This is a genomic window from Streptomyces sp. NPDC001832, assembly GCF_040297265.1.
In the GTDB taxonomy this organism is placed as follows: Bacteria; Actinomycetota; Actinomycetes; order Streptomycetales; family Streptomycetaceae; genus Streptomyces.
Genome location: NZ_JBEOYU010000020.1, coordinates 94,149 through 107,925 on the forward strand (window position 1 = coordinate 94,149; position 13,777 = coordinate 107,925).

Sequence of the window (13,777 nt, forward strand, 5' to 3'; positions counted from 1 at the left end):
GGCCGGCCCGGAGAACTCTCCGCACCGGCCCCGACGCATGTCCGCGTCACGCCCTACCGCTCATACCTCAGTTGTCGTACTCGTCCAGTGGCGGGCAGGAGCAGACGAGGTTGCGGTCACCGAAGGCACCGTCGATCCGGCGCACCGGCGGCCAGTACTTGTCGGCGGCCGAGACTCCGGCCGGGAAGACCGCCACCTCACGGCTGTATCCGTGATCCCACTCCCCGCCCAGCATCGCCGCGGTGTGCGGAGCGTTGGTCAGTGGGTTGTCGTCCGCGCTCCACTCGCCGGAGGTCACCTTCTCGACCTCGCCGCGAATGGCGACCATCGTGTCGCAGAAGCGGTCGAGCTCCGCGAGGTTCTCGCTCTCGGTCGGCTCGATCATCAGCGTCCCGGCGACCGGGAACGACATGGTCGGCGAGTGGAAGCCGTAGTCGATCAGACGCTTGGCGATGTCGTCGACGCTGACGCCGGTGGCCTTGGTGATCGGCCGCAGGTCCACGATGCACTCGTGCGCGACGAGCCCGGCCGGACCGTTGTACAGAATCGGGTAGTGCGGTTCGAGACGCTTGGCGATGTAGTTGGCGGCAAGTACGGCGACCTGCGTCGCACGCTTCAGGCCCTCCCCGCCCATCAGGCGTACGTACGCCCAGGAGATGGGGAGAATGCCGGCCGAGCCCCACGGAGCGGCCGAGACAGGTCCAACACCGGTCTCCGGCCCCGCCGCGGGCTGCAGCGGGTGGTTCGGCAGGTACGGCGCGAGGTGCGCGCGCACACCGACCGGGCCGACGCCGGGGCCGCCGCCGCCGTGCGGGATGCAGAAGGTCTTGTGCAGGTTCAGGTGCGAGACGTCACCACCGAACCGGCCCGGCTTGGCGAGGCCGACCAGAGCGTTGAGGTTGGCACCGTCGACGTACACCTGACCGCCGGCGTCGTGCACCTCGGCGCAGATGTCGGCAACGTGCTCCTCAAACACACCGTGCGTCGATGGGTACGTGATCATGAGCACGGCGAGCTCGTCGCGGTGCTTCTCGATCTTGGCGCGGAGGTCCTCGATGTCGACCTCGCCGTCGTCGGCGGTCTTCACCACGACGACCTTCATGCCGGCCATCACGGCGCTGGCGGCGTTGGTGCCGTGCGCAGAGGACGGGATGAGGCAGATGGTCCGCTGGTCGTCGCCGTTGGCCCGGTGGTACGCACGCACGGCCAGGAGGCCGGCGAACTCGCCCTGCGATCCGGCGTTCGGCTGGATCGAGACCGCGTCGTACCCGGTGACCTCGGCGAGGCGTTCCTCCAGCTCACGGATGAGGGTGAGGAAGCCCTGTGCCTGCTCGGCCGGCGCGAAGGGGTGCAGTGCGCCGAACTCGGGCCAGGTGATCGACTCCATCTCGGTGGTCGCGTTCAGCTTCATGGTGCAGGAGCCGAGCGGGATCATGCCGCGGTCCAAGGCGTAGTCCCGGTCGGCGAGCTTGCGCAGGTAGCGCAGCATCGCGGTCTCCGAACGGTGCTGGTGGAAGACCGGGTGGGTGAGGATCTCGCCGGTGCGCAGCAGGCCCTCGGGCAGCGCGTCGGCAGCCGCGGCGTCCAGCGCCTCGATGTCTCCGTCGGCGCCGAAAGCGGCCCAGACGGCGGCGATCTGGGTACGCGTGGTGGTCTCGTCGCAGGCGAGGGAGACCAGGTCGGCGTCGATGAGCCGCAGGTTGACACCGCGCTCGCGGGCACCGGCCACGACATCGGCGGCCTTCCCCGGGACACGCACGGTGAGGGTGTCGAAGTAGGCGCCGGTCACGACGTCGATGCCGGAGGTGCGCAGGCCCTCAGCCAGGATTGTCGCGTAGCGGTGGGTGCGCCGAGCGATCGTCCGCAGCCCGTCCGGGCCGTGGTACACGGCGTACATCCCGGCCATGACAGCGAGCAGCACCTGAGCGGTACAGATGTTGCTGGTGGCTTTCTCGCGGCGGATGTGCTGCTCGCGGGTCTGCAGGGCCAACCGGTATGCCTTGTTGCCGTCCGCGTCCACGGATACGCCGACGAGGCGGCCCGGCAGGCTGCGGGCGAACTTCTCGCGCACGGCCATGAAGCCGGCGTGCGGTCCGCCGAAGCCCATCGGCACGCCGAAACGCTGCGTGGTGCCGACGGCGATGTCCGCACCCAGCTCGCCCGGTGAGGTCAGCAGGGTCAGGGCCAGCAGATCGGCGGCCACCGTGACGATCGCACCGAGTTCGTGGGCCTGCTCGATAACGGGCTCGATGTTCCGTACCGCCCCGGAGGCGCCCGGGTACTGCAGCAGGACACCGAAGACACCGCGCTCGGCGATCTCTGCCGGGATGCCGTCGGAGAGGTCGGCGACGACAACCTCGACACCGGTCGGCTCGGCGCGGGTCTCGATGACGGCGATCGTCTGCGGCAGCGCGTCGGCGTCGACCAGGAAGACACCGTTCTTCACCTTGGCTACGCGCCGCGAGAGCGCCATGGCCTCAGCGGCCGCGGTGCCCTCGTCGAGCAGGGAAGCGCCGGAGGTGGGCAGCCCGGTCAGCTCGGCGACCATCGTCTGGAAGTTGAGGAGCGCCTCCAGGCGGCCCTGCGAGATCTCCGGCTGGTACGGCGTGTAGGCCGTGTACCAGGCGGGGTTCTCCATGACGTTGCGAAGGATCACCGGCGGGGTGAAGGTGCCGTAGTAGCCGAGCCCGATCATCGGGGCCAGCACCTGGTTGCGGTCGGCAAGGGCGCGCAGCTCGGCGAGAACCTCGGCCTCGGTACGGGCGCCCGGCAACTGGAGTGCCTCCGCGCTCTTGATGACATCGGGCACCGCGGCCGCAGTCAGGTCGTCGAGCGAGCCGTAACCGACCTGAGCGAGCATCTTCGCCTGCGCCTCGGCATCAGGTCCGACGTGGCGCTGTTCGAAGGGGATGCCCTGCTCCAGCTGGGAGAGCGGAGTGCGACGGGGGGTCATGGTGGAGGCCTCCTGGTCTGTCACGACCTGCGAGGGGCACCACGGCGCGGGTGCCCGAACGGCCTCCCCCTCTGTCATCTCAACCTGAGAGCTTCACCGGCGCGCCCTGAGGCGTACCGGCTTTCACCGTCGGTGAGGAAGGGAGCCGTACCGGCACTCGGCCGCACGGAACCCGCCCTGCTTTCCAGAGTGACCTCGTCCGCGCGGTACGGGGGCCTGAGAGATTCCGGGGAGGATTTGCTCCTTCGGCGCCTTCGGATTCGCTCCGGAGGACTCTCCCGCACGGGGTCAGCAGCCGTAACCAGCCTACCAGCGGGGTTCGCAGCGCAGTTCTCGAGTGGCCAACCCCCCGGATCTGCACTTCTGTAGTGCTTGTGGAGTAGCCGCGACCAGTGGGAGGGACCGTGCAGTCCGACATCGATCCGCGCCGCCTGATCGGCCGCAAGGCATTCGACCGCAAGGGCACCAAAATCGGAACCGTGGACGAGGTGTACCTCGACGACGCGACCGGTGTGCCCGAGTGGGCCGCCGTGCGTACCGGGCTCTTCAGCCGGGACGCGTTCGTCCCGCTGGAACCCAGCGAATTCGTGGAGGATTCGCTCCGCGTCCCGTTCGACCGTGCGCTGATCAAGGACGCACCCGACTTCGGCGTCGGCCGCCATCTCTCGCCGGAACAGGAACTTCAGCTCTACCGTCACTACGGTCTCGACTCCCCGCCCGAGGAGACCGGACCCGACAGGGACTTCGGCACGCTGTCCGGCCAGGACGAGTAGTCCACCGCGTTCCGTATCAGCGGCAGCGGATCGGCCGGCTGCAGTTCCGGATCGTCGATCCGGAACGTACGCACCCGGCCGGGCGCCGACCAGGGCTCCTCGAACCGCACCGTGACCCGGCCGACACCACTGCCCTGCACCCAGCCATGGCCGTACGTGTCATGACGTACGTCGTGTCCGGCGGGCCAGCGCCGTGCGGCGAGCTGCTCAGCGGTCCCCTGGGCCTCCTCCTGCGCACTGTCCACGAGCTTGTCCCCGTCGCCCTCCGCCACTGTCTCCTCCTCGGTCGTTTCCTCGATTGCGGCCCGGTCCCCCGCGGCCTGGGCGAAGAGGTCTTCCTGCGTGTAGTCGGCAAGGCCCGTGACGCCCACGCCCAGGAGCCGTACGCCTCCGGTGGTGTCCACGGCCTCCAGAAGCCGTGCGGCGGCCTCCCGGACCACTGTGGGGTCGTCCGTGGGCCCACGCAGCGTCTCGGACCTCGTCAGGGTGGAGAAGTCGTAGCGCCGTACCTTCAGCACCACCGTCCGCCCAGACCGCCCCGCACCCCGCAACCGCTGGACACACCGGTCGGCCAGCCGTTCCACCTCCGTCCTCACCCGCAGCCGGTCGTGCAGGTCGGCGTCGAAGGTGTCCTCGACCGACACCGATTTCGCGTCCCGCTCCGCGACCACGGGCCGGTCGTCGTATCCGAACGACATGCGGTGGAGCGAGCCGCCGTGCGCCTTCCCGAGCAGGCGTACGAGCTCCGCCTCACCCGCCTCGGCCAGGTCATTGACGGTCGTCATCCCGGCTCGGCGCAGATGGTCCGCCGTCGCGGGCCCGACGCCGGGGAGGATCCGTACCGACATGGGCGCGAGCAGCTCACGCTCCGTCCCGGGCTCTATGAGCAGCAGTCCGTCCGGTTTCGCCTTCTCCGAGGCGATCTTGGCCAGCATCTTGGAGCCGGCGAGCCCGACCGAGCCGGTGAGCCCGGTGACCGCCTTGATGGCCGTACGCAACTGCTCGCCGATCTCCAGTGCCGAGGCGCTGTCATCGGCCGTCCCACCGGCTTCCAGGTCGACAAAGGCCTCGTCCAGGCTGAGCGGCTCCAACAACGGGGAGAGCCGCCCCAGCAGCTCCATCACCTGGTCGCTGACCGTCCGGTACAGCAGGAAACGGGGTACCAGATATGCCGCATTGGGGGCCAGCCGCCGTGCCTGCGCCATGGGCATCGCCGAGTGCACCCCGAAGCGCCGTGCCTCGTACGACGCGGTGGCGACGACTCCGCGCGGCCCCAGCCCACCCACCACGACGGGTTTGCCGCGCAGGCTGGGCTTCGCCGCCTGCTCGGCAGAGGCGTAGAAGGCATCCATGTCCAGATGCAGGATGGTGGGCGCGGCTCTCACATCAATCGATGCTGCCTTACGGCACTGACAATCGCCGCACTCGATCCCCCGGTCTGTCAGCCGGCGCGGTTGCGCCTCCGCGCGAGCTCATCGGTGGGGTTGTTCCCGATCAGTGTCTCGCCGGTGTCCACCCGCTCACCGTGCAGCTGTGACAGCGCGACATCGACGTCCTGCCACACCACACCCACGGCGATACCGAAGACCCCCTGGCCGCCCTGGAGCAGATCGACGACTTCGTCGGGCGAGGAGCACTCGTAGACCGTCGCCCCGTCGCTCATCAGCGTCATCCGCTCAAGATCCTGGAAGCCGCGGGCCCGCAGATGCTGGACCGTGGTGCGGATGTTCTGCAGGGCGACGCCCGTGTCCAGGAAGCGCTTCACGATCTTGAGCAGGACAACGTCCCGAAAGCTGTAGAGCCGCTGTGTGCCCGAGCCGTATGCCGGACGCACGCTCGGCTCGACCAGCCCGGTGCGCGCCCAGTAGTCGAGCTGCCGATAGGTGATCCCCGCAGCCGCGCAAGCTGTCGGCCCGCGATAGCCGATGTCGTTGGCCGATGCCACGCCGCCCCCCGCCACCGCCGCCGGTTCAACCGGTTGCCTGATGGTGCGGCCGGCTGTACTCCCCTGCTGCGGATACGGCCCACCCGCTGCCGTACCGTCGCCGCTGCTTCTCACGCCGACCTCCGTCCTTGACCTGCCATCTCGAAGGTAGGCAGTCGCTCGGGGTGCGTCAACGATCGCCACACTCGGCACGCCGAGTGATAATCACCCTGAGGGTGGTTTCCCGTGCCTCTCGAGCGGGAAAGGCTTGTCGGATGCGCTGAATGCGACCCCGTAGAACGGTTACTGACTGTTGGTACCGAAGTCCTCCGGTGAGATCTGGTCAAGGAACTCGCGGAACTTCTCCACCTCGTCCTCCTGCTCGTCCGGGATGGCGATACCAGCATCGTCGAGCACCCCGTCACTGCCGTAGATCGGCGTTCCGGTGCGCAGTGCGAGCGCTATGGCGTCGGACGGCCGCGCGCTCACCTCGACCCCGCTGGCGAAGACCAGCTCCGCGTAGAAGACCCCTTCCCGCAGGTCCGTGATACGGACCTCGGTGAGCTCCTGACCGACGGCCTCGAGCACATCCTTGAAGAGATCATGGGTCAGCGGCCTGGCCGGAGCCATGCCCTGCTGGGCGAAGGCGATCGCGGTCGCCTCACCAGGACCGATCCAAATAGGGAGGTACCGGTCGCCTCCCACTTCACGCAGGAGCACGATCGGTTGGTTGGAGGGCATTTCCACCCGGACACCCACAACGTCGAGCTCGTTCACACAGCAACCCTAGGACGTGCTCGGCAGGTTTGGGTAGTCGAGCACCGACGTGATCAGTGGAGCCGGACCCGCAGAGCGGTCTGTACAAGCGCCGAATGAAGCCGTACAGACAACTCTGCGAGCTCCCTCGCGGTGGCCTCCGCATGTGCTCTGGTCTGCGGATTCCGGTGTCGGCGCAGGGGCGCGATCACCTGCTCGACGAGTCCCGCCTCACGGTCCGCGGCTGCCCGAATGGCACGCAGGTGACGCGGTTCCAGACCGAATCGACCCAGATCCGCCACAAGCTTGGCCACCGTGACCGTCTCCGCGTCGTAACCGCCCTCGGCGGCCGGAGCGACCAGGCCGTACGACTCCCACTCGTCCAGGTCACTCTCGGTGACCTCGGCGGCCGCGAGCAGCTCGGCGCGGCCGATACGGGCCGCCGTCGCCCGTCCGGAGTCGGCATCCCGGCCGCTCTCAGCCAGGTCCTGCGGGCCGCCCCCGGACGGCAGGGTGGACTGTTCGCCGCGGGCGAGGGCATCCAGGTGCTCTCGGATGACCTTCAGCGGGAGGTAGTGGTCCCGCTGCAAACGCAGTACCTGAGCCAGCCGCTCCACGTCGGCCCCACGGAACTTGCGATAGCCGGAGGGGGTCCGCTGCGGCTCGACGAGCCCTTCGGCCTCCAGGAAGCGAATCTTGGAGATCGTGACTTCGGGAAACTCGTCCCGCAGTCGCAGGAGCACCGTGCCGATGCTCACCGGGCGGTCGTCGGCGGCGGTGCCGTGACCGGCACCGCCCGTCGGTGTTCTCAGCATGGACCTTCCCTGACGGGTCAGATGCCCTGCTGGCTCGCGTAGAAGACCAGCCGGTACTTCCCGATCTGCACTTCGTCTCCGTTGGACAGGGCGACGGAGTCGATACGCTCGCGATTGACGTAGGTGCCGTTCAGGCTGCCCACGTCCCCGACCGTGAAGCTGCCGTCGGGGCTCCTGCGGAACTCCACATGCTGCCGCGACACCGTCACGTCGTCGAGGAAGATGTCGCTCTGCGGATGGCGGCCGGCCGTGGTCAGCTCACTATCCAACAGGAAGCGGCTGCCGGCGTTCGGACCACGTCGCACCACCAGGAGCGCCGAGCCGAGCGGAAGAGCTTCGACAGCGGCCTGTGCCTCGGGCGAGAGAGACGGTAGGGGCGTCTGCCCGGTGCTCTCCGCGTCGTACGCCTCGAGACCGGAGATGGAGATGGTCGAGGTCGTCTCCGAGGCACGCTCGGGAATTCCACCCCTCAGTGGTGCACCACAGTTGGAGCAGAAACGACTGGCCTCAGCATTGCGATGCCCGCACCTCGTACAGACCGGCATGGACGAACCCTCCTGCCTCGGGGTGAACCCTCCACCCGTACTTGAGGTTGACGGTTCCGAGAAACCTATGCGGCCGGCACCGGCAGCGTCAACAGACGACGCGCCGGAAACGCCCGAATTATCGCTGCCCGAACCGGACACCTGATCGCGGAAGAGCGGGCGCTCCGACCCCTGCTCCTCTGCCTGGCCATGGCGCGGTGCGCGGTGGCGGGCAGCTTCATCGCGAGCGCTCTTGCCGAACAACTTCCCAAACAACTTCACGGGCGATTCCCCTTGACCGAAATAGACCCGCCCGTGGGGCAGGACGAACCTGAACGAACACACCTGCCGACCCGGACGTCTTCACAACGTCCGTATCCACTCGACAGTTTCCACCACGCACCACCATTACGATGCGCCGACCCCCCGCAACCTCCTGCCCGTCACCTTCGGCCCCTCCATGCCGCGGCCTCACGACGATGACGGCCGAGCGTAGTCAGACCGCTTCGCCGGTCGCAAGACGTCCACGACGATGTCGTCGGCCTGCTCCACATGCACGGTGGCCTGCTCCTTCTCCAGCGTCTGCACCACACCGCCAGGGATGTTCAGCGCCGGCTCCAGATCCTGGGGCCTGCCGATCACTTTGAATACGTACGGCGCAGTGATCTTACGGCCGTCCACCTTGACGTTGCCCCCGTCACCGGAGAAGAAAGTATTGGCCACCACTCTCACTCCGTTGACCTCGATCGCTTCGGCACCCGCCGCACGCAACTCCTGCAGCGCGTCGAGCAGCATGTCCGCCTTGATCCCGTCTCCCGGGTCATTGACGGTGAGCGTGATCCCGGGCCCGTGCGCCGCCACGGTGCCCGCGAGAATACCGAGTTGCCGCTCCTTCTCCAGCGTCTGCTTACGCGCCTCCTCAGCCTGGTCGGAGCTGTTCTCCAACTCCGTACGCTGAGCGTCGAGGCGCTGCTTCTCGTCCTCCAGGCGCTGTGTACGGTCGTCCAGCTCATCGAGAATGCGGACCAGGTCTTCCTGACGGGCACCCCGCAGTGCGCTGTTGTCACTGTTCGAGCGCACCTGAATGGCCAGCCCGAGACCGAGGACGAACAGCAGCACGGCAAAGGTGAGTTGGGCCCGCGTCACTCGCGGCGGCCAGAGTCCGGCGATCAGCCGCTGACGCCCGGTGAGCTCCTTGACGGCCTCGGCCGGCTGCTCGCCGGTCCGCCCCTCGTCGCCGGGAAGTTCTTCGTTGCTCATCGGCCTCAGGCCTGGAAGACGTGCCGACGGATGGCCGCGGCGTTGGAAAAGATCCGGATCCCGAGCACGACCACCACACCGGTGGAGAGCTGCGCTCCGACGCCCAGCTTGTCGCCCAGGAACACGATCAGTGCAGCCACTACGACATTCGACAGGAACGACACGACGAACACCTTGTCGACGAAGATTCCGTCGAGCATGGCCCGCAGACCACCGAAAACTGCGTCGAGGGCGGCCACGACGGCGATCGGAAGATAGGGCTCGACCACCGCCGGCACCTCGGGGCGGACCAACAGTCCGACCACGACTCCCGCGACGAGGCCCAGTACGGCGATCACGATCTGCCCTTCTCTATGTCTGCCGCACCACTGCCAGTGTCTGCGGCCGAATAAGGCTCTGCTGTCCGTACGATCAGGCTCGGCGCAACCGGGAGGTTTACCTTCTCCTGGACGGACAGGCTCGTCCGGATGTCGAAGGTGTCCTTGAGCGCCTGCAGATACTGGCCGTCAGCACTGTCCTGGAATGCGGTGCTGAGCTGCTTCCCATTCCCCACCGCCAGCACCGTGTACGGAGGCACGAGCGGTCTGTTGTCGACCAGTATGGCGTCGCCGGCCGCGCGGATCGCCGACAGGGCCGTCAGACGCTGCCCGTTGATCGCGATCGCCTCCGCACCGGACTGCCAGAGGCCGTTGACGACCCGTTGCAGGTCCCGGTCGCGCACTCGCCCGGTGTCGGCGAATCCGCTGGTCTCCCTCGGCCCGCCACCGCCCTGGTCGGTGTCCTTGGCGTCGTCGACGACAAGCTTCACGCCGGGCCCCTCCACGGGTGTCGCCCCGGCGAGCAGTGCCACCAGCTCTCCCTGGTCCCCACCATGCTTCTCCAACGCCTTACGCTGGCGCCTGCCCACGTCGTCCCGGAGCTTGTCGACCTGCGACTCAAGGGTGTCGGCCGCCGCCGTCTCCCCGTCGATGCGGTCGATCAAATCCTCGCGCTCCTTGGCAATGACCGGAGCGGAGACACGTGCCTGCGCGGCCCCGAGCGTGACCACGAGTGCAACGAGCACCAGACACGCGGCGAGGCCGAATTTCGACTTGAGCGTGCGGGGCATGCCCGCACTCCCGTCGGCCTCGCGACGCGCCGACGCCTCGGCGTATCCGTCGTCCAGGCTGTGGTCCATCACATTGGTCAGCAGCGACATGGACGCGTCAGGGCGCGCAGGAGGCGAGGCGGTACTCCGATCGGGGGGCTGCTGCGACATGCCGCACATCGTCGCACGTCGCCACTGCTACCGCCGAATGGCCCCACCGGTGTGCCCGAAGGCGCCGCCGGACGCCGCCGGGCACACCGGTGGAACCCTCAGTGACCTGCGCTCTCCACGACTGCCGCCCATTCGTCCAGCAGCGCCTGCGCGGAGGCGTCATCCGGGCCCTCAGCCCACAAATGGGTGACCGCTTCGGCCGGGTCCGGCAGCACCAGCACCCATCGCCCGTCGGTCTCGACGACCCGTACACCGTCTGTCGTATCGACATTGCGGTCGCCGGCGGCCTCCACAACCCGCCGCATGACCAGGCCCTTGACGGCCCAGGGTGTGGCCAGATCACGGCGCAGGACATGGGCACGGGGAATACGGGCATCGATCTGGCTGAGGGTGAGCTGGGTCCTGGCGACAAGCCCGATGAGTCTCACGAAAGCGGCCGATCCGTCGAAGACGCTGCTGAACTCGGGAACGATGAAGCCACCGCGGCCGTCTCCACCAAAGATGGTGCCTTCCTCGCGTCCCACACGCGTCAGGTCGTCGGGCGATGTCGTCGTCCATTCGACCTGCGTGCCGTGGTACGCCGCGACCTGCTCGGCGACCCGCGTAGTGGTCACCGGCAGCGCTACCCGCCCGCTGCGCCGCTCGGCCGCCACGAGGTCGAGCATCACCAGGAGCGCCCGGTCGTCCTCCACGATCCTGCCCTGTTCGTCCACCAGGGAGAGCCGCTCGCCAACCGGATCGAACCGCACGCCGAACGCGGCCCGTGCCGAGGAGACGATCTCGCCCAACCGCACCAGCCCTGAGCGCCGGGTCTCGGCGGATTCGGTGGGCCGTGATTCGTCGAGGCCGGGATTGATGGTCAATGCGTCCACGCCGAGTCGGCCCAGCAGGCTGGGCAGGACAAGCCCGGCACTGCCGTTGGAGGCATCGACGACAACCTTGAGAGCCGCGTCGGCAATCCCCGTGGTGTCCACGTTCCGCAGCAGCGATCCGGTGTACGAGTCGAAGACACTGGAAGGGAAGTGCAAGTCCCCGATCTCCCCCGGGAAGGCGCGGCGGTATTCCTGGCGGGCGTAGACACGATCCAGCTTCCGCTGCCGCGCCTGGGAGAGGTCCGCGCCCCGCTCGTCGAAGAACATGATGTCGACCGAGTCGGACACGCCGGGGGACGTACGGATCATGATCCCACCGGCGCTGCCCCGCGCAGTCTGCTGGCGTGCGACGGGCAGCGGCACATTTTCCAGGTCCCGGACGTCGATGGCGCTGGCCTGAAGCGCCGAGATCACCGCTCTCTTCAGCGCGCGGGCGCCGCGGGAGTGATCACGGGCGGTGGTGACCGTCGAGCCCTTCTTGAGGGTCGTGGCATAGGCTCCGGCGAGCCGGACCGCCAGCTCCGGCGTGATCTCGACATTCAGAATGCCGGACACTCCTCGGGCCCCGAAGAGGTGGGCCTGTCCGCGGGATTCCCAGATCACCGAGGTATTGACGAAAGCGCCGGCCTCGATGGTCTTGAACGGGTAGACGCGGACGTTGCCCTGAATGATCGATTCTTCACCGATCAGGCACTCGTCCCCGATAACCGCACCGTCCTCGATGCGGGCGGCCCGCATGACGTCGGTGTTCTTACCGATCACGCATCCGCGCAGATTGCTGTGCTGGCCGACGTAGACGTTGTCGTGAATCACGGCCCTGTGCAGGAAAGCGCCACTTTTCACGACAACGTTCGACCCGATGACCGTGTGCTCGCGAATCTCCACTCCGGCTTCGACCTTCGCGTAGTCCCCGACGTAGAGAGGGCCCCGCAGCACCGCGTCGGGATGTACTTCCGCGCCTTCCGCAACCCATACGCCCGGCGAGATCTCGAAGCCGTCGATCTCGACATCGACCTTGCGCTCAAGAACGTCTGCCTGGGCCTTCACATAGCTCTCGTGGGTACCGACATCCTCCCAGTACCCCTCGGCGACATAGCCGTAGATGGGCTTGCCTTCCTTCATGAGCTGCGGGAAGACATCACCGGACCAATCCACCGAGACGTCGGCCTCCACGTAGTCGAACACCTCGGGCTCCATGACATAGATGCCCGTATTGACGGTGTCAGAGAAGACCTGGCCCCAGGTGGGCTTCTCCAGGAACCGCTCAACCTGGCCCGCCTCGTCCACAATGGTGATGCCGAATTCCAAAGGATTCGGCACACGGGTCAGGCACACCGTCACCAGCCCGCCCTTTTCCTTGTGGAAGGCGATGAGGTCGGTGAGATCGAAGTCGGTGAGCGCGTCACCGGAAATGACGAGGAAGGTGTCGTCCTTCAGCGCTTCCTCAGCGTTCTTCACACTTCCTGCGGTGCCGAGCGGTTTCTCCTCGTTGGCATAGCTGAGCTCCATCCCGAGCTCTTCGCCGTCCCCAAAGTAGTTCTTGACCAACGAGGCGAGAAACTGGACCGTTACGACGGTCTCGTTGAGCCCGTGCCGCTTGAGCAGGCGAAGCACATGCTCCATGATCGGCCGATTAGCGACAGGCAGAAGCGGCTTGGGCATGCTTGAGGTCATGGGGCGAAGGCGCGTGCCTTCGCCACCAGCCATCACGACGGCCTTCATGTCGGAAACGTCCTCCTTGCAGAGACGACGGTCTGGCCGACTTCGCCCGTCAGGGCACCATTCGGGTCATCAGCGGCAGACCGGCCACGCTGCGCGGCACCGCATCAACGAGCTCAATCGGCTGCTACATCCGCCTTGACGAGGCGGCGGACCTGAACCACGTAGAGGATCCCTGCCCACCAATAGAGCGTTGTACCCCAACCTGCGAACGCCCATCCGAAAATAGCGGCCAGCGAAGCAAGCCAACCACTTCCGTCGCTGAGCAGCAACAAGGGGAACGCGTACATCAAGTTGAACGTGGCGGCCTTCCCCAGAAAGTTCACCTGAGGCGGCGGATAGCCGTGGCGGCGAAGGATTCCCACCATCACGAGGAGCATCAGCTCACGGGCCAGGAGTACTGCGGTGAGCCAGAGCGGCAGGATCTCCCGCCAGGTCAGGCCGACGAGGGTCGAAAGGATATAGAGGCGGTCTGCAGCAGGGTCCAGGAGCCGACCGAGGCGGCTGATCTGGTTCCACTTGCGGGCGAGCTTACCGTCGAGGTAGTCGCTGATGCCGCTGAACATCAGCACCAGCAAGGCCCAGCCATCGCTTTGTGGGCCGCCGAACACGGGGCGAAGAATCAGCCACAGGAAGAGCGGGACCCCGACAAGGCGAGCCATGCTGAGGATGTTGGGGATAGTGAGTACCCGGTCCGTCTGAACCCGAGTCTCCTGGACCTCCACCCGGGGGCCTCCTGTGTGAAGAACGTGCCGATGATGCCCCCTGACTTTACCCTCAGCCATCGCTGGCAGGTACGCAGGGGTAACGCAAGACCCTATGAACGCGGGAAAGCCCCGTGCCACAAGGGCACGGGGCTTTCCCGTAAAAGGAGTCCGGCGGCGTCCTACTCTCCCACAGGGTCCCCCCTGCAGTACCATCGG

The 13,777-nt window shown here is 67.2% G+C and carries 12 protein-coding genes and 1 riboswitch; of the genes, 1 reads left to right on the forward strand and 11 read right to left on the reverse strand.

The window, feature by feature from the left end:
• Positions 1 to 67 precede the first annotated feature (67 nt).
• On the reverse strand, positions 68 to 2,953 hold the full coding sequence (gene gcvP, locus ABT115_RS17945) for an aminomethyl-transferring glycine dehydrogenase (RefSeq protein ID WP_351790317.1): 2,886 nt from the start codon (positions 2,951 to 2,953) through the stop codon (positions 68 to 70).
• Positions 2,954 to 3,147: 194 nt separating this feature from the next.
• A riboswitch (glycine riboswitch) is annotated at positions 3,148 to 3,244 on the reverse strand.
• A gap of 113 nt (positions 3,245 to 3,357) precedes the next feature.
• On the opposite strand from gcvP, the gene ABT115_RS17950 reads away from it, so the two are divergent.
• Entirely contained in the window at positions 3,358 to 3,726 is a 369-nt protein-coding gene (locus ABT115_RS17950; RefSeq protein ID WP_351790320.1) for a PRC-barrel domain-containing protein, read from the forward strand.
• Here ABT115_RS17950 and ABT115_RS17955 read toward each other — a convergent pair.
• The 10 genes from ABT115_RS17955 to clsA all read right to left on the reverse strand — a co-directional run bounded on the left by ABT115_RS17955 (position 3,651) and on the right by clsA (position 13,579).
• Positions 3,651 to 5,111, reverse strand: a complete 1,461-nt coding sequence (locus ABT115_RS17955) for a DNA polymerase IV (RefSeq protein ID WP_351790323.1) — start codon at positions 5,109 to 5,111, stop codon at positions 3,651 to 3,653. The genes ABT115_RS17950 and ABT115_RS17955 overlap by 76 nt on opposite strands.
• A gap of 56 nt (positions 5,112 to 5,167) precedes the next feature.
• Entirely contained in the window at positions 5,168 to 5,785 is a 618-nt protein-coding gene (locus ABT115_RS17960) for a MerR family transcriptional regulator (protein ID WP_351790325.1), read from the reverse strand.
• A 168-nt stretch (positions 5,786 to 5,953) separates the two neighbouring features.
• Positions 5,954 to 6,427 carry a bifunctional nuclease family protein gene (locus tag ABT115_RS17965; protein ID WP_006123076.1) on the reverse strand — a complete coding sequence of 158 codons (474 nt, stop codon included), beginning with the start codon at positions 6,425 to 6,427 and terminating at the stop codon, positions 5,954 to 5,956.
• Positions 6,428 to 6,480: 53 nt separating this feature from the next.
• Positions 6,481 to 7,221 (reverse strand): transcriptional regulator FtsR, encoded by a 741-nt coding sequence (gene ftsR / locus ABT115_RS17970; RefSeq protein WP_351790328.1) that lies wholly within the window; start codon positions 7,219 to 7,221, stop codon positions 6,481 to 6,483.
• A gap of 17 nt (positions 7,222 to 7,238) precedes the next feature.
• Positions 7,239 to 7,766, reverse strand: coding sequence for an FHA domain-containing protein (locus tag ABT115_RS17975; RefSeq protein ID WP_351790331.1), 528 nt, complete (start codon positions 7,764 to 7,766; stop codon positions 7,239 to 7,241).
• Positions 7,767 to 8,216: 450 nt separating this feature from the next.
• Positions 8,217 to 9,005, reverse strand: coding sequence for a DUF881 domain-containing protein (locus ABT115_RS17980; protein WP_351790334.1), 789 nt, complete (start codon positions 9,003 to 9,005; stop codon positions 8,217 to 8,219).
• Positions 9,006 to 9,010: 5 nt separating this feature from the next.
• Positions 9,011 to 9,343 carry a small basic family protein gene (locus tag ABT115_RS17985; RefSeq protein ID WP_351790336.1) on the reverse strand — a complete coding sequence of 111 codons (333 nt, stop codon included), beginning with the start codon at positions 9,341 to 9,343 and terminating at the stop codon, positions 9,011 to 9,013.
• Positions 9,340 to 10,263, reverse strand: a complete 924-nt coding sequence (locus ABT115_RS17990; RefSeq protein ID WP_351790338.1) for a DUF881 domain-containing protein — start codon at positions 10,261 to 10,263, stop codon at positions 9,340 to 9,342. The genes ABT115_RS17985 and ABT115_RS17990 overlap by 4 nt, the downstream gene beginning before the upstream one ends.
• A gap of 98 nt (positions 10,264 to 10,361) precedes the next feature.
• Positions 10,362 to 12,857, reverse strand: a complete 2,496-nt coding sequence (locus tag ABT115_RS17995; protein WP_351790340.1) for a sugar phosphate nucleotidyltransferase — start codon at positions 12,855 to 12,857, stop codon at positions 10,362 to 10,364.
• Between the two features lie 113 nt (positions 12,858 to 12,970).
• Complete coding sequence (clsA, locus tag ABT115_RS18000; protein ID WP_351790343.1) at positions 12,971 to 13,579, reverse strand: cardiolipin synthase ClsA; 609 nt, start codon at positions 13,577 to 13,579, stop codon at positions 12,971 to 12,973.
• Positions 13,580 to 13,777: the final 198 nt, after the last annotated feature.

Bases quoted from the DNA above. Each gene is read 5' to 3' on its own strand.
- ABT115_RS17980 (WP_351790334.1), bottom strand. From the start codon at position 9,005: ATGAGCAACGAAGAACTTCCCGGCGACGAGGGGCGGACCGGCGAGCAG.
- gcvP (WP_351790317.1), bottom strand. From the start codon at position 2,953: ATGACCCCCCGTCGCACTCCGCTCTCCCAGCTGGAGCAGGGCATCCCC.
- ftsR (WP_351790328.1), bottom strand. From the start codon at position 7,221: ATGCTGAGAACACCGACGGGCGGTGCCGGTCACGGCACCGCCGCCGAC.
- ABT115_RS17995 (WP_351790340.1), bottom strand. From the start codon at position 12,857: ATGAAGGCCGTCGTGATGGCTGGTGGCGAAGGCACGCGCCTTCGCCCC.
- ABT115_RS17990 (WP_351790338.1), bottom strand. From the start codon at position 10,263: ATGTCGCAGCAGCCCCCCGATCGGAGTACCGCCTCGCCTCCTGCGCGC.
- ABT115_RS17975 (WP_351790331.1), bottom strand. From the start codon at position 7,766: ATGCCGGTCTGTACGAGGTGCGGGCATCGCAATGCTGAGGCCAGTCGT.